The sequence below is a fragment of the Anoxybacteroides voinovskiense genome (assembly GCF_014196205.1).
Taxonomy (GTDB): Bacteria; Bacillota; Bacilli; order Bacillales; family Anoxybacillaceae; genus Anoxybacteroides; species Anoxybacteroides voinovskiense.
Genome location: NZ_JACIDE010000008.1, coordinates 15,955 through 37,804, shown reverse-complemented (window position 1 = coordinate 37,804; position 21,850 = coordinate 15,955). Strand labels below are relative to the sequence as shown.

General features: G+C 48.1%; 24 protein-coding genes. 23 read left to right on the top strand and 1 reads right to left on the bottom strand.

Translation table 11 applies throughout. The features are described 5' to 3' along the window. Nucleotides 1-58: 58 nt before the first annotated feature. The gene (uvrB, locus tag GGR02_RS07165; protein WP_183184054.1) at nt 59-2,035 is read left to right on the top strand and encodes an excinuclease ABC subunit UvrB; all 1,977 of its coding nucleotides are present in this window, start codon (nt 59-61) and stop codon (nt 2,033-2,035) included. Between the two features lie 5 nt (nt 2,036-2,040). After that, nucleotides 2,041-4,905, top strand: a complete 2,865-nt coding sequence (gene uvrA / locus GGR02_RS07160) for an excinuclease ABC subunit UvrA (protein WP_183184053.1) — start codon at nt 2,041-2,043, stop codon at nt 4,903-4,905. Between the two features lie 47 nt (nt 4,906-4,952). On the opposite strand, the gene GGR02_RS07155 is transcribed toward uvrA, so the two are convergent. Further along, nucleotides 4,953-5,186, bottom strand: coding sequence for a hypothetical protein (locus GGR02_RS07155; RefSeq protein ID WP_183184052.1), 234 nt, complete (start codon nt 5,184-5,186; stop codon nt 4,953-4,955). Nucleotides 5,187-5,228: 42 nt separating this feature from the next. Between GGR02_RS07155 and GGR02_RS07150 the strand changes: the two genes are divergently transcribed. The 21 genes from GGR02_RS07150 to GGR02_RS07050 all read left to right on the top strand — a co-directional run bounded on the left by GGR02_RS07150 (nt 5,229) and on the right by GGR02_RS07050 (nt 21,844). Beyond that, on the top strand, nt 5,229-5,558 hold the full coding sequence (locus tag GGR02_RS07150; protein ID WP_183184051.1) for a DUF4870 domain-containing protein: 330 nt from the start codon (nt 5,229-5,231) through the stop codon (nt 5,556-5,558). Beyond that, on the top strand, nt 5,555-5,749 hold the full coding sequence (locus tag GGR02_RS07145; protein ID WP_183184050.1) for a PspC domain-containing protein: 195 nt from the start codon (nt 5,555-5,557) through the stop codon (nt 5,747-5,749). Before GGR02_RS07150 ends, GGR02_RS07145 begins: the two co-directional genes overlap by 4 nt. Continuing rightward, entirely contained in the window at nt 5,746-6,087 is a 342-nt protein-coding gene (locus GGR02_RS07140) for a phage holin family protein (RefSeq protein ID WP_183184049.1), read from the top strand. Before GGR02_RS07145 ends, GGR02_RS07140 begins: the two co-directional genes overlap by 4 nt. Nucleotides 6,088-6,172: 85 nt before the next feature. Then, entirely contained in the window at nt 6,173-7,108 is a 936-nt protein-coding gene (hprK, locus tag GGR02_RS07135) for an HPr(Ser) kinase/phosphatase (protein WP_183184048.1), read from the top strand. Between the two features lie 14 nt (nt 7,109-7,122). Beyond that, nucleotides 7,123-7,932 (top strand): prolipoprotein diacylglyceryl transferase, encoded by an 810-nt coding sequence (gene lgt, locus GGR02_RS07130; protein ID WP_221210750.1) that lies wholly within the window; start codon nt 7,123-7,125, stop codon nt 7,930-7,932. 16 nt (nt 7,933-7,948) lie between these two features. Next, nucleotides 7,949-8,884 carry a nucleoside recognition domain-containing protein gene (locus GGR02_RS07125; RefSeq protein WP_183184046.1) on the top strand — a complete coding sequence of 312 codons (936 nt, stop codon included), beginning with the start codon at nt 7,949-7,951 and terminating at the stop codon, nt 8,882-8,884. Next, nucleotides 8,884-9,531: a pyrophosphatase PpaX gene (gene ppaX, locus GGR02_RS07120; RefSeq protein WP_183184045.1), complete on the top strand. Its 648-nt coding sequence runs from the start codon at nt 8,884-8,886 to the stop codon at nt 9,529-9,531. Before GGR02_RS07125 ends, ppaX begins: the two co-directional genes overlap by 1 nt. Next, a complete protein-coding gene (locus GGR02_RS07115; RefSeq protein WP_183184044.1) occupies nt 9,528-10,031 on the top strand; it encodes an acyltransferase in 504 nt (167 codons plus the stop codon). Before ppaX ends, GGR02_RS07115 begins: the two co-directional genes overlap by 4 nt. 110 nt (nt 10,032-10,141) lie before the next feature. After that, nucleotides 10,142-11,317: an ATP phosphoribosyltransferase regulatory subunit gene (locus tag GGR02_RS07110; RefSeq protein WP_183184043.1), complete on the top strand. Its 1,176-nt coding sequence runs from the start codon at nt 10,142-10,144 to the stop codon at nt 11,315-11,317. A gap of 1 nt (nt 11,318) precedes the next feature. Next, nucleotides 11,319-11,957 carry an ATP phosphoribosyltransferase gene (gene hisG, locus GGR02_RS07105; RefSeq protein WP_183184042.1) on the top strand — a complete coding sequence of 213 codons (639 nt, stop codon included), beginning with the start codon at nt 11,319-11,321 and terminating at the stop codon, nt 11,955-11,957. Between the two features lie 75 nt (nt 11,958-12,032). Next, nucleotides 12,033-13,301 (top strand): histidinol dehydrogenase, encoded by a 1,269-nt coding sequence (hisD, locus tag GGR02_RS07100; protein WP_183184041.1) that lies wholly within the window; start codon nt 12,033-12,035, stop codon nt 13,299-13,301. Continuing rightward, a complete protein-coding gene (gene hisB, locus GGR02_RS07095) occupies nt 13,298-13,885 on the top strand; it encodes an imidazoleglycerol-phosphate dehydratase HisB (protein ID WP_183184040.1) in 588 nt (195 codons plus the stop codon). The genes hisD and hisB overlap by 4 nt, the downstream gene beginning before the upstream one ends. Then, nucleotides 13,886-14,521, top strand: a complete 636-nt coding sequence (hisH, locus tag GGR02_RS07090; RefSeq protein ID WP_183184039.1) for an imidazole glycerol phosphate synthase subunit HisH — start codon at nt 13,886-13,888, stop codon at nt 14,519-14,521. It abuts the gene before it with no gap. Further along, nucleotides 14,521-15,255: a 1-(5-phosphoribosyl)-5-[(5-phosphoribosylamino)methylideneamino]imidazole-4-carboxamide isomerase gene (hisA, locus tag GGR02_RS07085; protein WP_183184038.1), complete on the top strand. Its 735-nt coding sequence runs from the start codon at nt 14,521-14,523 to the stop codon at nt 15,253-15,255. Before hisH ends, hisA begins: the two co-directional genes overlap by 1 nt. Beyond that, nucleotides 15,252-16,010 carry an imidazole glycerol phosphate synthase subunit HisF gene (gene hisF, locus GGR02_RS07080; RefSeq protein WP_183184037.1) on the top strand — a complete coding sequence of 253 codons (759 nt, stop codon included), beginning with the start codon at nt 15,252-15,254 and terminating at the stop codon, nt 16,008-16,010. Before hisA ends, hisF begins: the two co-directional genes overlap by 4 nt. Then, nucleotides 16,007-16,630, top strand: a complete 624-nt coding sequence (gene hisIE / locus GGR02_RS07075) for a bifunctional phosphoribosyl-AMP cyclohydrolase/phosphoribosyl-ATP diphosphatase HisIE (RefSeq protein WP_183184036.1) — start codon at nt 16,007-16,009, stop codon at nt 16,628-16,630. Before hisF ends, hisIE begins: the two co-directional genes overlap by 4 nt. 174 nt (nt 16,631-16,804) lie before the next feature. Next, nucleotides 16,805-18,247, top strand: coding sequence for a tetratricopeptide repeat protein (locus GGR02_RS07070; protein ID WP_183184035.1), 1,443 nt, complete (start codon nt 16,805-16,807; stop codon nt 18,245-18,247). 90 nt (nt 18,248-18,337) lie between these two features. Then, on the top strand, nt 18,338-19,285 hold the full coding sequence (trxB, locus tag GGR02_RS07065; protein ID WP_183184034.1) for a thioredoxin-disulfide reductase: 948 nt from the start codon (nt 18,338-18,340) through the stop codon (nt 19,283-19,285). 223 nt (nt 19,286-19,508) lie between these two features. Further along, a complete protein-coding gene (locus GGR02_RS07060) occupies nt 19,509-19,967 on the top strand; it encodes an NUDIX hydrolase (protein ID WP_183184033.1) in 459 nt (152 codons plus the stop codon). A gap of 12 nt (nt 19,968-19,979) precedes the next feature. Continuing rightward, nucleotides 19,980-20,870, top strand: a complete 891-nt coding sequence (gene rapZ, locus GGR02_RS07055; protein WP_183184032.1) for an RNase adapter RapZ — start codon at nt 19,980-19,982, stop codon at nt 20,868-20,870. Then, nucleotides 20,867-21,844 (top strand): gluconeogenesis factor YvcK family protein, encoded by a 978-nt coding sequence (locus GGR02_RS07050; protein ID WP_183184031.1) that lies wholly within the window; start codon nt 20,867-20,869, stop codon nt 21,842-21,844. The genes rapZ and GGR02_RS07050 overlap by 4 nt, the downstream gene beginning before the upstream one ends. Nucleotides 21,845-21,850 lie beyond the last annotated feature (6 nt).

The window sequence follows — 21,850 nt, the reverse complement described above, 5'->3', positions numbered from 1 at the left end:
TCTTGTGGAATATGATAAAATGAAACGTAAGATGAATGCGGATAGGAGGCTTTGCATAGTGAACGATCGGTTTGAGCTAGTGTCTGCCTATGAGCCGCGCGGCGATCAGCCGAAAGCGATTGAAAAACTTGTCGAAGGGATTCAGCGAGGAGTCAAGCACCAAACGTTATTAGGAGCAACCGGAACGGGAAAAACGTTTACGATTTCCAACGTCATTCAACGAGTGAATAAACCGACGCTCGTGATCGCACATAATAAAACGCTAGCGGGGCAATTATATAGCGAATTGAAAGAATTTTTTCCGAACAATGCCGTCGAGTATTTCGTCAGCTACTACGATTACTATCAGCCGGAAGCGTATGTGCCGCAGACGGATACGTACATTGAAAAAGATGCAAGCATTAACGACGAAATCGATAAACTGCGCCATTCGGCGACATCGGCGCTGTTTGAGCGGCGTGATGTCATTATCGTTGCGAGCGTATCATGCATTTACGGCTTAGGGTCGCCGGAAGAATACCGTGAACTAGTCGTTTCGCTTCGCGTCGGCATGGAAATCGAACGGAATGAATTATTGCGCCGCTTAGTCGATGTGCAATATGCGCGAAACGACATTGATTTTCAGCGTGGGACGTTTCGTGTGCGCGGCGATGTTGTCGAAATTTTTCCAGCGTCCCGCGACGAACATTGCATTCGCGTCGAATTTTTCGGCGATGAAATCGACCGCATTCGCGAAGTCAATGCGCTGACAGGCGAAGTGATTGGCGAGCGCGAGCATGTCGCGATTTTCCCAGCATCGCACTTCGTCACGCGCGAAGAAAAGCTGCGGCTTGCGATTCAAAACATTGAACAAGAGCTAGAAGAGCGGCTACAAGAGCTGCGCGAGCAAGGCAAACTGTTAGAAGCGCAGCGGCTCGAGCAGCGGACGCGGTATGATTTAGAAATGATGCGGGAGATGGGCTTTTGTTCCGGGATTGAAAACTATTCCCGCCATTTAACGCTCCGTCCGCCTGGCTCAACGCCGTATACGTTGCTTGACTACTTTCCAGACGATTTTTTAATCGTCATTGATGAATCGCACGTCACCGTCCCGCAAATTCGCGGCATGTATAACGGCGATAAAGCACGGAAACAAGTGCTTGTCGACCACGGCTTTCGCCTGCCGTCGGCACTCGATAACCGGCCGTTGACGTTTGAAGAGTTTGAACAAAAAATGAATCAAGTCATTTACGTATCAGCAACTCCAGGACCGTACGAATTAGAACACTGCCCGGAAGTCGTCGAGCAAATTATTCGCCCGACAGGTCTTCTTGATCCGACGATTGACGTTCGTCCAATTCGCGGACAAATTGACGATTTAGTCGGCGAAATTCATGAGCGCATAAAACGGAATGAACGGACGCTCGTGACGACATTAACGAAAAAAATGGCAGAAGATTTGACCGACTATTTAAAAGACATCGGCATGAAAGTCGCGTATTTGCATTCAGAAATTAAAACATTAGAACGAATTGAAATTATTCGCGACTTGCGGTTAGGGAAATACGACGTGCTCGTTGGCATTAACTTACTGCGCGAAGGGCTCGATATTCCAGAAGTGTCGCTCGTCGCGATTTTAGATGCTGACAAAGAAGGGTTTTTGCGCTCGGAGCGCTCACTGATTCAAACGATTGGCCGTGCGGCGCGCAATGCGAACGGACATGTGATTATGTACGCGGATACGATCACAAAATCAATGGAAATCGCGATTAACGAAACAAAGCGGCGCCGAGCGATGCAAGAAGCATACAACCGCGAACATGGCATCGTTCCGCAAACGATTCAAAAAGAAGTGCGCGATTTGATTCGGGCGACATACGCCGCAGAGCAACAAGAATCGTATGAAGCAAAACCGACACAAAAACTGACGAAAAAAGAACGAGAAAAACTGATTGCCAATGTAGAAAAAGAAATGAAAGAAGCAGCGAAAGCGTTGGATTTCGAACGCGCTGCGGAACTTCGCGACTTACTGTTTGAACTAAAAGCGGAAAGGTGAGAACGATGGCATTAGATAAAATCACGATTAAAGGAGCGCGGGCGCACAATTTAAAAAACATTGATGTCGAAATTCCGCGCGATAAGCTCGTCGTGTTGACGGGCTTATCGGGCTCGGGAAAATCGTCGCTTGCGTTTGATACGATTTACGCCGAAGGGCAGCGCCGGTATGTCGAATCGCTTTCAGCCTATGCCCGCCAGTTTTTAGGGCAAATGGACAAACCCGACGTCGACGCGATTGAAGGATTGTCGCCTGCCATTTCGATTGACCAAAAAACGACGAGCCGCAACCCGCGGTCAACGGTCGGAACAGTAACGGAAATTTACGACTATTTGCGCCTCTTGTTTGCCCGCATCGGCCGACCAGTTTGTCCGGAGCACGGCATTGAGATTACGTCGCAAACGATTGAACAAATGGTGGACCGCATTTTATCGTATCCGGACCGGACGAAAATTCAAGTATTGGCACCGGTCATTTCCGGACGAAAGGGGACGCATGCAAAAACGCTGGAGGACATGAAAAAGCAAGGATACGTACGCGTTCGTATCGATGGAGAAATGCGCGAACTAACGGATGACATTGTCCTAGAAAAAAATAAAAAACATTCGATTGAAGTCGTTGTCGACCGCCTTGTCGTCAAAGACGGCATCGCCTCGCGCTTAGCGGATTCGCTTGAGACGGCGTTAAAATTAGCGGATGGAAAAGTGATTATCGACGTCATCGGCGAAGAAGAACTGCTGTTTAGCGAACACCACGCATGTCCGTATTGCGGATTTTCCATCGGTGACTTAGAGCCTCGCCTTTTCTCGTTCAACAGTCCGTACGGCGCTTGCCCAGAATGCGACGGCTTAGGGGCGAAACTGGAAGTCGACCGCGATTTAGTCATTCCAAACGAGGAGTTGACGCTCCGTGAGCATGCGATTGCACCGTGGGAGCCGCAAAGTTCGCAATATTATCCGCAACTATTAGAAGCGGTATGCCGCCATTACGATATCGATATGGACGTGCCGGTGAAAGAACTGCCGAAAGAGCAGCTCGACCGCTTGTTATATGGAAGTAACGGCGAAAAAATTTATTTCCGCTACGAAAACGATTTTGGCCAAGTTCGCGAAAATTACATCGAATTTGAAGGCGTCATTCCCAACGTTGAACGCCGCTACCGCGAAACGAGTTCCGATTATGTTCGCGAGCAAATGGAAAAATATATGGCGGAGCAAGCATGCCCGACATGTAAAGGCAACCGGCTGAAAAAAGAAAGTTTAGCCGTATTCATCGGCGGCAAGCATATCGGAGAAGTGACGGCGTTTTCTGTCACCGAAGCGCTCGAGTTTTTCCGAACGCTCAAGCTGAGTGAAAAAGAACAAAAAATCGCCCACATGATTTTGCGTGAAATTATCGAACGGCTTGGCTTTTTGAAAAACGTCGGCCTCGATTATTTGACGTTAAACCGCTCAGCTGGCACGCTTTCCGGTGGGGAAGCGCAGCGCATTCGTTTAGCGACGCAAATCGGTTCGCGCTTGACAGGGGTATTGTATATTTTGGACGAGCCGTCGATTGGACTGCATCAGCGCGACAACGACCGCTTAATTGCGACGTTAAAAAACATGCGCGACATCGGCAATACGCTTATCGTCGTCGAGCATGACGAAGATACGATGCTAGCGGCAGACTATTTGATTGACATCGGGCCAGGCGCTGGTATTCATGGCGGGCAAGTCGTCGCCGCCGGAACGCCGCAAGAAGTCATGAACGACCCGAATTCACTCACCGGACAATATTTATCAGGGAAAAAGTTTATTCCGCTCCCAGCGGAGCGTCGCCAGCCAGACGGACGCTGGCTTGAAATTATTGGGGCGAAAGAAAACAACTTAAAAAACGTGTCGGTGAACATTCCGCTCGGGACGTTTATTGCCGTGACGGGTGTGTCCGGTTCAGGGAAAAGTACGCTCGTGAATGAAATTTTGCATAAAGCGCTCGCGCAAAAATTGCAGCGCGCCAAAGCCAAACCGGGAGAGCATAAAGAAATTCGCGGCATCGAACATTTAGAAAAAGTCATCGATATCGACCAGTCGCCAATCGGGCGGACGCCGCGCTCGAATCCAGCGACGTATACGGGCGTGTTTGACGATATTCGCGAAGTGTTTGCCGCGACGAATGAAGCGAAAGTGCGCGGTTATCAAAAGGGGCGGTTTAGTTTTAACGTGAAAGGCGGGCGCTGCGAAGCGTGCCGCGGCGACGGGATTATTAAAATCGAAATGCACTTTTTGCCGGACGTGTACGTGCCGTGCGAAGTGTGCCACGGCAAACGATACAACCGCGAAACGCTCGAAGTGAAATATAAAGATAAAAACATCGCGGAAGTGCTAGAGATGACCGTCGAAGATGCGCTTGCATTCTTTGAAAATATCCCGAAAATTAAACGGAAACTACAGACGATTTACGATGTCGGCTTAGGCTATATGCAGCTTGGGCAACCAGCGACGACGTTGTCAGGCGGCGAAGCGCAGCGGGTGAAGCTCGCGGCAGAGTTGCACCGCCGCTCCAACGGCCGGACGCTTTACATTTTAGATGAGCCAACGACTGGGTTACACGTCGATGACATCGCCCGCTTGCTAAAAGTGTTGCAGCGGCTTGTCGATAATGGCGATACGGTGCTGGTGATTGAGCATAATCTCGATGTCATTAAAACGGCGGACTATATTATTGACCTTGGACCAGAAGGCGGCGACAAAGGCGGGCAAATTGTGGCGGTCGGAACGCCAGAGGAAGTAGCGCAAGTCGAACGTTCCTATACCGGACGTTATTTACAGCCGATTTTAGCGCGCGACCGCGAACGAATGCGCGCTTTGTATGAAGTGCCGAGTAGATAATGCTCGGCAATTTTTGTCCTAAGGTAAGAAAGTATAAAATTTTACGATTAGGTGGAGCGTTGTCTAGCTCCAAGCGCCATCGGCTCGAGTCGCTCCGCCTCTTCTTTCGGCGGCGACACATTGAGTTCGCTTCCTTGAAATATCCCACGCAAGCCAAAGCTTTGCTTTGGCTGAGCCTCCTCGGTGGGGCTTGTGCGATCTTCGCCGATAGGCGGGCGCTTTGCGCTTTTCTTACGACCGTGAACGTATTCGGGTGTATATTTCGTGAAACTTTTCCTCATGCGCATCGTATGTATAAGTAACAACGAAAGGGGATGGAACGAATGGAAGGGAATAAACTCATTGCGGCGTTATGTTATTTTAGTGTGTTGTTCGCTCCGTTTTTATTTCCGCTCATCGTCTATTTTGTGACAAAGCATGCGCGCGTCAAGCAACATGCGAAAGCGTCGTTTTTATCGCACTGCATTCCGGCGGCTTTGTTTGTCGTCAGTGCAATCGTCGCGATTGTTCTTGGCATGAATCAAAGCGACGCCTTTTTCGGCGTTTGGATGCTTGGAGCTTTAGGCGGCGGCCTTGCGCATCTCATTGTTGCCGTTTGGAATATTATAAAGGGGATTAAAGTATTGCAAGAGCCAGGAGGAATGTATCAATGAAAAAATTAGTTCGCCCGCTGCATGACCGAATGCTCGCAGGGGTGTTAAGCGGCATCGCGCAATACGTGCAAATGGACGCGACGGTCGTCCGGCTTCTTTTTATCGCCCTTCTTCTCATCACAGGGGTTATGCCGTTTGCTTTTTTATACGTATTGGCGATTTTCATCATCCCGAATGAGGTGGAAGCATGAAATGGATCGCGCATATTATCGTCAATGCTGTGCTGCTATTGGCGCTTGCTGGTTATTTTGAGTCGATTCATTTATCCGGTATTGGCGCGGCGCTCGTCGCTAGTTTTTTGCTGTCGGTTTTAAATATTGTCGTGAAGCCTGTCCTTATTTTGCTTACGCTTCCGGTAACGGTGCTGACGTTCGGCTTATTTTTATTTGTGATTAACGCCATCACCCTTTGGTTAACATCATGGTTGATGGGCGATTCGTTTACGATTGACGGATTTGGTGCGGCACTATTTGCTTCGTTAGCCATCTCGCTTTTCCATGTTGTGATTGATGCAGTCAGTAGCGACTAAAACGTTCCGCTTAAGCGTGAACGTTTTCTTTTTTCACACGTACGCGGAAAAGTGTTACAATGAAGAAAGCAAAGGAGGGATTTTTGTGCCAAAAGTGCGGACGAAAGACTTAATGGAAAAATTTCAATTAGAGCTTATTAGCGGGGCGGAGGGGATTCACCGTCCGATTACGACAAGTGATTTGTCGCGTCCTGGCATTGAAATGGCCGGCTATTTTGCCTATTATCCAGCGGAGCGAATTCAATTGTTAGGGAAAACGGAACTTTCGTTTTTTGAAAAATTAAATCCGCGCGAAAAGAAAATTCGGATGGAAAAGCTTTGTACAGACATTACGCCAGGCATTATTGTGTCGCGTGGGCTAGAAGTGCCGATGGAATTAATCGAGGCGTCCGAGCGGCATTCGGTTCCGGTTATGCGCTCAACGATGAAAACGACGCGCCTTTCTAGCCGATTGACGAACTTTTTAGAAAGCAAGCTCGCGCCGACGACAGCGGTACACGGAGTATTAGTCGATGTATATGGGGTTGGCGTATTGATTACTGGAAAAAGCGGGGTCGGCAAAAGCGAAACGGCGCTTGAATTAGTGAAGCGCGGACACCGGCTCGTGGCGGATGACTGTGTGGAAATTCGCCAAGAAGACGAAGGGGTACTCGTTGGCAGTGCACCAGAACTGATTGAGCATTTATTGGAAATTCGTGGGCTAGGCATTATTAATATGATGACATTGTTTGGCGCTGGGGCAGTTCGGACGCATAAGCGCATTTCGTTAGTCATTGATTTAGAGCTTTGGGATCCGAATAAACAATATGATCGATTAGGGCTTGAAGAAGAAAAAGTGAAAATTATTGATACAGAAATTACGAGATTGACGATTCCGGTTCGTCCTGGCCGAAATTTAGCCGTCATTATTGAAGTAGCGGCGATGAATTTCCGCTTGAAGCGAATGGGGGTTAACGCTGCGGAAGAGTTTTCGGCACGGCTGACGGATGCGATTGAAGACGGAGAACACGATTACGAATAAAGGGGGAGAAGTTGTTGGAGACATCGATTCAGCCATTAGATCGCGTATTTTTGCACCTTGGACCAATTACGATTTATTGGTATGGAGTTATTATCGGTACCGGCGTATTGCTTGGGCTGTGGCTTGCGACAAGAGAAGCCGTCCGGCGCGGATTAGCGAAAGAAACGTTTGTTGACCTTGTGCTGCTGGCAGTGCCGATTGCGATTATATGCGCGCGCGCCTATTATGTCTTGTTTGAATGGGAATATTATTCGCAGCACCTTTCCGATATCCCAAAAATTTGGGAAGGTGGGCTAGCAATTCACGGAGGGCTGATTGGGGCAATCGTGACAGGCATTGTGTTTGCGAAACGGCGCGGGCTGTCGTTTTGGAAGCTTGCGGATATTGCGGCGCCAAGCATTATTTTAGGACAGGCAATCGGTCGCTGGGGAAACTTTATGAACCAAGAAGCGCACGGCGGACCGGTGACGAGAGCGTTTTTAGAACGGTTGCATTTGCCGGATGTTATTATTAATCAAATGTATATTGATGGGCAATATTATCATCCGACGTTTTTGTACGAATCCATTTGGAATATTACAGGGTTTTGCTTCCTTCTTTTGCTTCGCCGCGTCAATTTGCGGCGCGGGGAACTATTTTTAAGCTATTTGGTTTGGTATTCAGTTGGTCGTTTCTTTATCGAAGGAATGCGTACCGATAGTTTAATGTTGACCGAACATTTGCGAATGGCGCAAGTGATGTCGCTAGCGCTTATCGTGTTGGCGGTAAGCATCGGGGTTGTTCGACGGGTAAAAGGATTAGCGGCGGAACGGTATTTAGATTAAAAAGGGGAGAAAAACGTTGGGGGAAACGGTCAAAAAAGGGTTGGCTGTCGGACTGAAGACGACGTGGACGCTCGGGAAAATCATTTTTCCGGTGACGTTGTTTGTGTCGCTTTTGCAACATACGCCTGTATTGCAATGGCTCATCCAACTAGTCGCACCGCTCATGAAAGGGATAGGACTTCCTGGCGATGCGGCGATTCCGCTAGTACTTGGAAACGTGCTAAATTTATACGCAGGCATCGGGGCGATATTAACGCTTAAACTCACCGTAAAAGAAGTGTTTCTTTTGGCGGTCATGCTGTCGTTTTCGCACAATTTGCTCGTCGAAGTGACGGTCGCAAGAAAAGTAGGAGTGAATGCAGCGCTAGCGACAGCCGTTCGCGTCGGGTTAGCAGTTGTGTCTGCCTTTTTCATTCATCTTTTTTGGCACGGAGGAAACGACATCGCGCGGTATGGGTTCATTTCGCCTTCCGAAGAAGTGTTGACAAGTTGGACAGCAATATTTTTTGCTGGGGTGAAAAAAGCGTTTGCCGGCATTGTTCAATTGGCGATCATCGTTATTCCGCTCATGGTTGGTATTCAAATATTAAAAGACTTACAATGGCTGAACGTCTTTTCTCGCTGGATGGCACCAGCGACAAAAGCGCTCGGCATGAAAGAAAATACGTCGCTGACGTTAGCGGCAGGGCTTTTGTTCGGATTGGCATATGGTGCAGGCGTCATGATTCAAGCGGTAAAAGAAGACGGGGTAGCGAGAAAAGATGTGCTGCTTGCTTTTTTGTTTTTATCGGCCTGCCATGCAGTCGTCGAAGATACGCTTTTATTCGTCCCACTCGGCATTCCGGTGTGGCCGCTATTAACGATTCGGTTAGTAACGGCGATCATCCTAACGATGATGATTAGCTTTGTTTGGAAACATTTAGAGCAATGGAGAAGAAAGGAAGCTGCTTGATGAACATTCGCACGATTTTATTTGACTTAGACGGCACATTAATTGATACGAACGAACTGATTATTCAATCGTTTTTACATACGCTAGAAACGTACTATCCGGGAAAATATAAGCGGGAAGACGTGCTGCCGTTTATCGGTCCGCCGCTATACGATACGTTTGCCGCACTGGATGAGGCGCGCGTTCAAGAAATGATTGCGACATACCGCGCCTTTAATCATGCACAGCACGATGCGCTCGTTCGGGAATATGAAACGGTGTACGAAACGATTGCGGCATTGCACCGAAATGGTTTTCGCTTAGGGGTTGTGACGACGAAAATTAATGCGACGGCGATCATGGGATTAAAGCGGACGAAACTCGATCCGTTTTTCCATTGCATTGTCGGATTGGATGATGTAACGAACGCGAAGCCGCACCCAGAGCCAATTTTAAAAGCGCTCGAACTGCTTGGCTCGACACCAGAAGAAGCGCTCATGGTTGGTGACAACTACCACGACATTTTAGCAGGAAAACAAGCGGGAACAAAAACAGCAGGGGTTGCTTGGGCGATTAAAGGACGGGAATACTTAGAAAAGTACGAACCGGATTTTATGCTCGAAAAAATGAGCGATTTATTGCGCATTGTAGGGGTGGAATCAGTTTGAGACGAACGACGAAATATCCGGTATCGGGGGCAAATTCGCTTTGGCAAGTGTACCGGACAGTTTCTTTTTGGAAAGTGTTTAAAAATGTAATCGTCATTCAAATCGGGCGGTACACGCCGTTTATGCCGCTGAAAAATTGGTTGTACCGCACGTTTCTCGGCATGAAAATCGGCGAAAAAACAGCGCTTGCGTTTATGGTCATGCCGGACATTATGTTTCCAGAAAAAATCACAATTGGCCGCAATTCGATTATCGGGTATAATACGACGATTTTAGCGCACGAATATTTAGTGGACGAATATCGGCTTGGCGACGTGGTGATTGGCGACGAAGTGATGATCGGCGCGAATACGACGATTTTGCCAGGTGTCACGATCGGCGACCGCGCCGTTGTCGGGGCGGGCACGCTCGTGCATAAAGACGTCCCGGCCGGCGCCTTTGTCGCTGGCAACCCGATGCGCGTCATCCGCCAAGAAGAACATGCATTCTATCGGGAATAGAATGCATTTTTTTATTATTGACGGATGAAAGAAGGAGGAGTAAACTACAAGTAACTTCACTTCTCTACCATATTAGCAAACTAAAGTATTGAAAAAAAGGACGGGGAAACATGTCAAAGTTATTTACGTTTGAAAAACCGCTCGGCATGCGCGATACATTGCCGTTTTTATATAACGTAAAAAAGCGTGTTCGGCAAGCGATGGCACAAGAACTAGAACAATGGGGCTATGAGTTTATTGAAACGCCAACGCTAGAATATTACGAGACAGTCGGTACTGCCTCTGCAATTGCTGACCACCAGCTGTTTAAACTATTAGACCAACAAGGGCATACGCTCGTCTTACGACCAGATATGACGGCGCCAATCGCCCGTTTAGCCGCTTCCCGCCTTTACCAGCATGGAAATCCGCTTCGCTTGGCGTACCATGCGAACGTGTTCCGCGCCCAACAGCGCGAAGGCGGACGTCCGGCGGAGTTTGAGCAAATTGGCGTAGAATGCATTGGCGACGGGACGGTGACAGCCGATGCCGAAGTGATTCGCTTAATGATTGCGGCGTTAGAAAACGTCGGGCTAGAGCGGTTTGCGGTGGCGGTCGGGCATATCGGCTATGTGAACGCCTTGTTTGTCGATGTACTAGGCAACGAAGAGCGGGCGAACGTGTTGCGTCGCTTTTTATATGAAAAAAATTACGTCGGCTATCGTCATCACGTAAAATCGCTACCGCTTTCGTCCATCGACCAGCAACGGCTATTAAAACTACTTGAACTGCGTGGGGGGACGGAAGCGTTAGCACGTGCTCGGGAACTTGTGCAGACAGAGGAAGGAAAAAAAGCAGTAGAAGAACTAGAAGAACTATGGCATGCGTTGAAATTATTTGGGGTGACAGAAACGATTAAAATCGACTTGCCGCTCGTCAGCCATATGAGTTATTACACTGGCATTTTGTTTGAAGTATATGCCGACGGTGTCGGGTTTCCGCTTGGAAATGGCGGACGATACGATGAGCTGCTTGAAAAATTTTCGTGCAAAGCGCCAGCGACCGGATTTGGCATTCGCCTTGATCGCCTCATCGAAGCATTGCCAGAAGCCGCAGCCGACAACGAAATCGAATGCATCGTGTTCAGCCAAGAACGGTTTGCCGAGGCGATTCAGTTGGCGGAAGAACAGCGGAAGAAAGGCAAAAAAGTCGTGCTGCAGCATATCGCGGGCATTGGTGACATTGACGCTTACAGCAAACGGTACAACATCACGTATTTGCTCGGACGTGCAGGAAAGGAGAACTAAAATGTTGACGATTGCAATGCCGAAAGGGCGTATTTTTGAAGAAGCGCTCGAATTGTTGCGCAAAGCAGGATATGCGCTTCCGCCAGAATTTGTCGAATCACGTAAATTGATGATTGACATTCCGGAAGAAGAGATGCGTTTTATTTTAGCCAAACCGATGGATGTCGTAACATACGTCGAACATGGCGTGGCCGATTTAGGGATTGCCGGAAAAGATGTATTGCTCGAAGAAGAACGCGACGTCTATGAATTGTTGGATTTGCGCATTAGCCAATGCCGCTTGGCGGTGGCGGGACTCCCAAACAGCCGCCTAAACGATATTGCGCCGCGCGTAGCGACGAAATATCCAAACGTTGCCTCTAGCTATTTCCGCGAGCAAGGAGAACAAGTAGAAATTATTCCGTTAAACGGCTCGATTGAACTTGCGCCGCTCATCGGGTTGGCCGACCGCATCGTGGACATCGTCTCGACTGGTCGAACGTTAAAAGAAAACGGCTTAGTCGAATTTGAGACGATTGCTAACGTTACATCGCGTCTCATTGTCAATCCTGTGAGCTATCGCATGAAAGATGAAAAAATTGATGAATTAGTCGAACGGTTGGCAGCGGTGATTGCGAATGAAGAAAAGGCAGTTTTATAAAAAAGGGTGGCGTCAAAACATCAAAAATCACCACGAGCTGCTTTTTGAAGGAAAATGAGAGTAGGAGGGAGCAAAGTGAAAATTGAGCGGGTTACTGGGCAGCTTTCATTGCGGCGGACGATTGAGTCCGGCACGGAAGAACAACGGCGTGCGGTGCAAGCGATTATCGATGACGTGCGCACGAACGGAGATGCGGCATTAAAAAAATATACGGAACAGTTTGACAAAGCAGCCATCGACGACTTTCTTGTATCGAAAGAAGAAATCGACGCAGCGTATCGTGACATAAACGACGAACTGCTTCACGTGCTGCGCGAAGCGGCCGCTAATATTCGCGATTATCATGAGCGGCAAAAACGCGAATCATGGATAATGACAAAAGAAGACGGAACGATGCTTGGGCAAAAAGTGACACCGCTTGATGCGGTCGGTTTGTACGTTCCCGGCGGAACGGCAGCGTATCCGTCATCGGTGTTGATGAACGTCATCCCTGCACAAGTAGCAGGCGTCAAACGAATCGTCATCGTTTCCCCGCCGACTAAGCAAGGGACGCTTCCTGCGGGCGTGTTAGTCGCTGCCCATGAACTTGGGGTGAAAGAAATATATAAGGTCGGCGGTGCACAAGCGATTGCGGCGCTAGCGTACGGAACGGAAACAATTCAACCAGTCGATAAAATTTTCGGTCCAGGCAACATTTATGTGGCGTTAGCGAAGCGGGAAGTGTTCGGACAAGTAGCGATTGATATGATTGCTGGTCCGAGCGAAATTGTCGTGTTGGCCGATGAAACCGCGAAAGCGAATGAAATTGCGGCGGATCTTTTGTCACAAGCGGAACACGACGAACGTGCTTCAAGTATTCTCGTTACTCCTTCGCTGAAGTTGGCACACGAAGTGGCAAACGAAGTGCAAAAACAGCTTGAAACATTGCCACGCCAAGCGATTGCGGCGGCATCGATGGAACAATATGGGGCGATTTATGTGACCGATACGCTTGAAGAAGCGATTGCGGTCGTCAATGAGCTTGCACCGGAGCACTTAGAAGTAATGACCGCAGAACCGCTGCTTGTGCTCGGCCAAATTCGCCACGCCGGCGCTATCTTTTTAGGTCGTTTCAGCTCCGAGCCGGTCGGTGATTATTTTGCCGGTCCAAACCACGTATTGCCGACGAACGGAACGGCAAGGTTTTCAAGTGGCTTAAGCGTCGATGAATTTGTGAAAAAGTCAAGTATTATTTTTTATAGCGAACAAGCGTTAAAAGAAAACGGCCGCAAAATTGCCGCATTTGCGAGAGCAGAAGGGTTAGAGGCGCATGCGCGGGCGATAGAGGCAAGGGGGAAAGAGTGATGCGAAAAGCAGCCATTTCACGGACGACCAACGAAACAGACATTCAACTCGAGCTAACGATTGACGGCGAAGGAAACGCTCAATTAGACACCGGAGTTCCTTTTTTAACTCATATGCTTGATTTATTTGCGAAGCACGGGCAGTTTGATCTACGTGTGAAAGCGAAAGGCGATACGCATATTGACGACCACCATACGACGGAAGATATCGGCATTTGCTTAGGACAGGCGTTGCGCGAGGCGCTCGGCGATAAAAAAGGGATTAAGCGTTACGGAAACGCGTTCGTACCGATGGATGAAGCGTTGGCGCAAGTCGTCGTTGATTTAAGCAACCGCCCGCATTTTGCGTTTCGCGGCGAATTTCCGAGCCAAAAGGTCGGAACGTTTGATGTGGAATTAGTGCATGAATTTTTATGGAAACTTGCCTTAGAGGCGCGCATGAATTTGCATGTCATCGTTCATTACGGCCATAATACACACCATATGATTGAAGCGGTATTTAAAGCGTTAGGGCGCGCGTTAGACGAAGCGACGACCGTTGACCCGCGCGTGAAAGGAGTTCCATCAACGAAAGGAATGTTGTAAATGATCGGCATTATTGATTACGGGATGGGGAATTTATATAGCGTCAGTAAAGCGCTCGAGCGGCTGAACTGTGAGTATGTGATTTCTAGCGACCAAAAAAAGTTGACGCAAACGAACGGCCTAATTTTGCCTGGCGTCGGCTCGTTTCGCGATGCGATGCACATCTTGAACGAGACAAGGCTTTCGGCGTTTATTCGCACCGCTGTTCAAGAAGGAATGCCATTACTTGGCATTTGCCTTGGCATGCAGCTATTGTTTGAAGAAAGCGAAGAAAATGGGAGAACGGCAGGACTGAAGTTATTAAAAGGGCGCGTCGTCCGTTTTCCGGGCGTTACGGCTACCGGCGAACCGTACAAAGTGCCGCATATGGGCTGGAACCGTCTGCAATTTCGTCATCCGTCCCCAATTTTAGCTGGTGTAGAAGAAGGATACGTTTATTTCGTGCATTCGTATTATGTCGATACAGACGACGATTCGGTTGTGTTGGCAAGCAGCATATACGATGTCGACGTGCCAGCGGTAGTCGGCAATGGACGAGTGTTTGGTACGCAGTTTCACCCAGAAAAAAGCAGCACCATCGGCATGCGTATTTTACAAAACTATGTGAGTCTTGTCGAAGGAAAGGGGAGTTCGTGATGGCGGCATTTACGGTATATCCAGCGATCGATATGCTTGGCGGCAAATGTGTTCGCCTACTGCAAGGGGACTACGCGAAAGAAACAGTATACGGCGATTCACCGGTAGAGATGGCGCGTTTATTTGCCGAACAAGGCGCACAATGGATTCATATGGTCGATTTAGACGGAGCAAAAGCAGGAAAACGTGTGAACGACCGTTTTGTGTTGGAAGTGGCGAATACGCTTCCTGTTCGTGTGCAAATTGGTGGAGGAATTCGTACGGAAGAAGACGTCTTGTTTTATTTAGAAAACGGGGTTGCTCGCGTCATTTTAGGCAGCGCCGCCATCGCCAATCCGCCGTTTGTCAAAAAGATGCTTTCGCTTTACGGTGAGCGCATCGTCATTGGCATTGATGCGAAAAACGGCTTCGTGGCGACGGAAGGGTGGTTGAACACTTCTAAAGTGAAAGCGGTCGACCTTGGAAAAGAACTAGCGGCTGCTGGCGCACAAACGTTTATTTTTACCGATATTGCGACCGATGGGATGCTGTCTGGTCCGAACGTAAACGCGGCGGTAGAGATGGCGCAGGCAACCGGTAAGCACGTGATCGCTTCTGGTGGGGTAAGCTCGTTAGCGGATGTGCAAACATTAGCAGCGCATGTTTCGGATGGTGTCGTCGGAGCCATTGTCGGCAAAGCGCTGTATACGAACCAATTTACGCTCGCAGAAGCGCTAAAGGCGGTGCAAGCATGATTACGAAACGCATTATTCCTTGTTTAGATGTGAAAGATGGACGGGTCGTAAAAGGGGTGCAGTTTGTGCAACTGCGCGATGCTGGCGATCCAGTCGAATTGGCAACGTTTTACGACGACCAAGGGGCAGATGAACTTGTGTTTTTAGACATTTCTGCGTCGCACGAAGGACGAAAAACGATGGTAGACGTCGTCGAGCAAGTTGCCGCACAGTTGGCGATTCCGTTTACGGTTGGCGGCGGCATTCACACACTTGACGATATGAAAAAAATGTTGCGTGCCGGTGCGGATAAAGTGTCAATCAATACAGCGGCTGTGAACAACCCAAATCTGATTACGGAAGGGGCAGACTTTTTTGGTTCGCAATGCATCGTTGTCGCCATCGACGCCAAATACGATGAAACGATTCAGTCATGGCGCGTCTATACGCACGGTGGACGTCGTGCGACCGAATGGGAAGTCGTAGCATGGGCGAAAGAAGTCGTCGCGCGCGGCGCGGGGGAGATTTTATTGACGAGCATGGATTGCGATGGCGGGAAAAACGGGTTTGATTTAGCGTTGACAAAAACGGTGAGCGAAGCGGTATCCGTTCCGGTCATCGCTTCGGGTGGTGCAGGAAGTGCGGAACATTTTCTTGCAGCGTTTGTCGAAGGGAAAGCAGATGCTGCGTTAGCTGCTTCCATTTTCCATTATAAAGAAACATCGGTGCGCGAAGTGAAGCATTATTTGCGCATGCAAGGGGTGAACGTCCGATGAATGATATTCGTTTTAACGAGCAAGGGCTTGTGCCTGTCATTGTTCAAGATGCACAAAGCAAAGAAGTGTTAACGTTAGCGTATATGAATGAACAGTCGTTGCAAAAATCGCTCGAAACAGGCGAAACATGGTTTTACAGTCGCTCGCGCCAAGCGCTTTGGCATAAAGGAGAAACGTCCGGCCATACGCAGCGCATTGTCGAGATGCGCTACGATTGTGACCGCGATGCGCTGCTTGTGCTTGTCGAACCGAAAGGATCTGCCTGTCATACAGGAAGTTATTCATGTTTTTCGCATCGGCTTACTGGTGAATACAACGATCCGTCGGCTCACCGCTTTGCCATTATTAACGAACTAGAAAGTGTAATTGCCGCAAGGGAGGCAGAACGTCCAGAAGGGGCGTACACGACGTATTTATTCGACAAAGGCGTGGATAAAATATTAAAGAAAGTCGGCGAAGAAGCAGCAGAAGTAATTATTGCCGCGAAAAACCGCCAACCGGAAGAGCTGAAATGGGAGGTAGCCGATTTGCTGTATCATTTGCTTGTCTTATTGCGTGAACAAAAGCTGCCGCTCGATGAGGTGCTTGCGGTCTTAACCGAACGGCATGCGGGCAAGTGAACGGAAGCTAGTCCATCATCCGAAGATGGGCTAGTTTTTCTTATTTTAGGAGTCGTGCAGAAAAACAGCACTAACTATAAGCTTCTTCTGTTATTTTTTTTGGAAATGTTCCGGTTGGGCGAAAGAATGTGATATACTTCTTTTCGGTGAATTCAACGGAGTATGGAGGAATAGATGAACAAACGATTCAAAACGAAGCGATCGACAATGAACGTCATTCCGTTCGTGCAGAGCGGAGATTATTATTTTACCAAAGGGGTACGTGCGTATCGGCGCCGTGATTTATTGAAAGCGAAAAAATATTTGGAACGGGCGGTACATCTTGAGGGGGATGAGGCGATGTACGCCTGTCAACTGGCGGTTGTGCTCTCGGAGTTAGGCGAATATCAGGCGTCGAACGAATGGTTTTTAAAAATTATCGCCGAATTAGACCCAGATATGAACGAATGTTTCTACTTTTTAGCCAACAATTACGCCCATCTTGGCTTGTTTCGCGAGGCAATGAACTATGCGGAAAAATATTTAGAACGAGAGCCTGACGGTAGCTTCGCCGAGGAAGTGGAAGATTTAATCGATTTATTGAGCATTGAACAAGAAGTGCTCGATGACCAAGAAGATTTAATTATAAAGCAAGAAAAAGCGCGGATGTTGTTAGAAAAAGGCGAGTTTTTGGCAGCGATTCACGTCTTAGAAACAATGGTGCAGGAGTTTCCAGAGTTTTGGTCGGCATATAACAACTTAGCGCTTGCGTATTTTTATATGGGAAATGCGGAACGGGCGCAGCAAATTCTCGATGACGTACTTGAAAAAAATCCAGGCAACTTGCACGCGCTTTGCAATCGGCTTGTTTTTTCGCACTATTTGCAAGAGGAAGAACAAGTACAACGGTTGGCGGACGAGTTGGCATGTGTGCATCCGTTTTTAATCGAACATCGCTACAAACTAGGCGCAACATTTGCGCTCGTCGGCCGCTTTGATCTCGCGTTTAAATGGCTGCGCCATTTGTATAAAATCGGGTTTGACGGCGACTATTCGTTTTATTATTGGCTTGCGTATTCGGCATATTATACCGGCCATGAACAGCTTGCGAAAACAGCATGGGAAAAAGTGATGGAGCAAAGTCCAGAAAAGCTTGGACAAGAGCCGTGGGCGGTGCCTAGTAAATTGATGCGATGGCTGACGAGTGCGGAGATGGCGGAAGTGTTGTACGGATTATATATGATGAGTAAGTCGCTGACGGCGGACGAATTGGTTCGCTACCAGCAAATAAAAAGCGAGCTTCCAGCGTCGGCACAGGCATTTGCGGACTATATTTTTGGCTCGGATAGAGAAGTATCCCTCACTATTTCTGATGGGTATGCCGTAATGGACGAATTATGGCAGCGAAATTTGCTAGGGGATGAACAACTGCATATCGCGTGGTTTCGCGTCTTTCTTCACGCTGCCAATACCGAGCTGCATTTTACGAATCATTGCGCATGGGCGGCGGCAACGGAATACGTATGGAGACAAATGCAAGGAGAACCAGTGACGCAAAAAATGATGGCAGAAAAGTACGATATTTCTTCGGCAACCGTACAAAAATACGTGCAAAAAGTACGGAAATGGTTATCGTGAGCAAACTATTAGACGTTTACTCGTTTGTTATATACGATAAAGGAGAAGGAAACAATAACACAGAAGAGAATCGTAAGGGAGTGGGAAAACGTGTCCGAAGAAAAAATGTATGACGTCATTATTATCGGGGCAGGTCCAGCGGGGATGACCGCTGCGGTATATACGTCTCGCGCCAATATGTCAACATTAATGATTGAGCGCGGGGTGCCAGGCGGACAAATGGCAAATACGGAAGATGTCGAAAACTATCCGGGCTATGAACATATTTTAGGTCCGGAATTGGCGATGAAAATGTTTGACCATGCAAAAAAATTTGGGACGGAATATGCTTACGGTGATGTGAAAGACGTCATTGATGGCAAAGAATATAAGACGGTTATTGTCGGCAATAAGGAGTATAAAGCGCGGGCAATTATTATTGCGACTGGTGCGCAATATAAAAAGCTAGGCGTTCCAGGCGAAGCGGAACTGAGCGGGCGCGGTGTTTCGTATTGCGCCGTTTGCGACGGGGCATTTTTCAAAGGAAAAGACCTTGTCGTTGTCGGTGGCGGCGATTCCGCGGTAGAAGAAGGCGTGTATTTAACGCGATTTGCCAATAAAGTAACGATTGTGCATCGGCGCGATAAATTGCGGGCGCAGAAAATTTTGCAAGACCGTGCGTTTGCCAATGAAAAAATCGATTTTATTTGGAACCATACGATAAAACAAATTAACGAAAAAGACGGAAAAGTCGGTAGTGTGACACTTGTCAATACGCAAACTGGTGAAGAGCAGCAATTTCCGTGCGACGGCGTCTTCATTTATGTCGGCATGGTGCCGTTATCGCAGCCGTTTGCGAACCTTGGCATTACAAACGAGAACGGCTATATTGTTACAAACGAGCAAATGGAAACGAAAGTGGCGGGCATTTTTGCTGCGGGTGACGTTCGTGAAAAAACGTTGCGCCAAATTGTCACCGCCACTGGCGATGGAAGCATTGCCGCACAAAGCGCCCAACATTATGTCGAAGAACTAAAAGAAGCGTTAAACGCGAAATAATTTGTTAACGAAAACGTAATATACGTTTAACTCGACTGTAACACAATTGAAATAATTTTCCTGTAAGATAAAAGTAAGTAATTGACCCCCTTTTATATAAACCCTTTTCAAGCACGGGCGCTTTCCCGTGCTTCTTTTTTCGCCGGGACTTTAGCTGGCATGAACTGGCTCAGCATAGTATAATAAAGGAAACAGCATTGATTGTGATGTTGAGGTGAACGAGTTGCAACGGGTGACAAATTGCGTTTTACGAAACGATGGGAAAGTGTTGTTGCTGCAAAAACCGCGGCGCGGCTGGTGGGTCGCACCTGGCGGCAAGATGGAGCAAGGCGAAACGGTGCGGGAAGCATGTATTCGTGAATATCGCGAAGAAACAGGCATTGACGTAAAGCATCCTCAATTAAAAGGCGTTTTTACCATCATCATAAAAAGAGGGGAAGAGGTCGTTTCCGAATGGATGATGTTTACGTTTTTCGCGGAACAATTTGCTGGCGAATTGGTGTCGCACTGTGAGGAAGGGACGCTCGCTTGGCATGCAGAGGAAACGATTCACGAACTGCCAATGGCGCCGGGCGATTACTATATTTTCGATCATGTGCTAAAAGGGTCAGGGATGATGTATGGCACATTTGTATATACCGAAGATTTTCAACTTCTTTCGTATCGGCTAGACCCAAGCTAAGGGGGGATTAGAATGAGTACGGGCTCAAGCGATATTCAAATGGTGATTATTACCGGAATGTCTGGTGCAGGGAAAACGGTGGCGATTCAAAGTTTTGAAGATTTAGGCTTTTTTTGTGTCGATAATTTGCCACCGACGTTACTTTTGAAATTTTTAGAGCTAATGAAAGAATCAGGGAATAAAATGAATAAAGTCGCGCTTGTGATGGATTTGCGGAGCCGCGACTTTTTTGACAGTTTATTTGCAGCGCTTGACGATTTGGCCGAGCGTTCATGGGTGACGCCGCAAATTTTATTTTTAGATGCGAAAGACGATACGCTTGTGGCGCGCTACAAAGAAACGCGGCGCACGCATCCGCTTGCACCGAACGGGTTGCCATTAGAAGGCATCCGGTTAGAGCGGCAGCTGTTAGAAGAGCTAAAAGGACGGGCGCAAATCATTTACGATACGTCCGATTTAAAACCGCGGGAGTTGCGCGAAAAAATTTTACAGCAATTTTCGGCGAATAAGCAGCAACCGTTTACCGTCAATGTCGTATCGTTTGGATTTAAATACGGATTGCCGATTGATGCCGATTTAGTGTTTGACGTCCGCTTTTTGCCGAATCCACACTATATTGACCATATGCGTCCGAAAACAGGATTAGATGAAGAAGTCGCTTCTTATGTATTAAAGTGGCATGAAACACAAAAGTTTTTGGAAAAAGTGACAGATTTATTAGCGTTTATGCTGCCGCATTATAAACGAGAAGGGAAAAGCCAGCTCGTCATCGCCATCGGTTGCACGGGCGGCCAGCATCGGTCGGTGGCGCTGGCAGAATATATTGCGAACTATTTTGCTGCTGATTATAGAACGCATGTATCCCATCGCGATATGGAGAAGAGGAAGGAAAAACATTCATGAGCACCACACAGCATCCGAAAATTGTCATCATTGGCGGCGGAACAGGACTTCCTGTACTGCTTAGAGGATTGAAACAATACGCTGTCGATATTACTGCGATTGTGACGGTTGCTGACGACGGAGGGAGTTCAGGACGATTGCGCGATGAGCTCGATATGCCGCCCCCAGGCGATATTCGCAACGTGCTCGCTGCGCTTTCGGATGTCGAGCCGCTCGTTGTCGAGTTGTTTCAGCACCGGTTTGAGAATGGAAATGGGTTATCAGGGCACTCGTTAGGCAATTTAATTTTAGCAGCGATGACGTCGATTACAGGCGACTTTGTCCGCGCGGTTCGTGAAATGAGCAAAGTGTTGAACGTCCGTGGCAAAGTGCTGCCAGCAGCGAATAAAAGCGTCGTGTTACACGCGGAAATGGAAGACGGAACGGTTGTATCTGGGGAATCGAAAATTCCGTATTCAGGAAAGAGAATCAAAAAAGTGTTTTTAACGCCAGAGCAAATTGAACCGCTGCCAGAGGCGATTGAGGAAATTCGTCAGGCAGATTTAATTGTCATCGGACCGGGAAGTTTATATACGAGCATTTTGCCGAATTTATTAGTTCCGAAAATCGGGCGAGAAGTGTGCGAGGCGAACGCGAAAAAAGTATATGTATGCAATGTGATGACCCAAGCAGGGGAAACGTTGCATTATGCGGCGAGCGATCATGTGAAAGCGCTGTATAACCATATGGGATGTGCGTTTTTAGATTACATTCTTGTCAATAACGGGCACATTCCAGAAGACATTCAGCAACGCTATGCGGAAGAATACGCCGAACCGGTGAAAGATGATGCGGAGCAATTAGCAGCGCTAGGGGTAACGGTCATTCGCGAAAACATCGTCAGCTACAAAGATCGCGTCATCCGCCATGATACGCAAAAGGTGGCGGCGTTGCTTGTTTCGCTTTTAGAAACGCAGGAAAACCGCACCTCCTAATTGCCG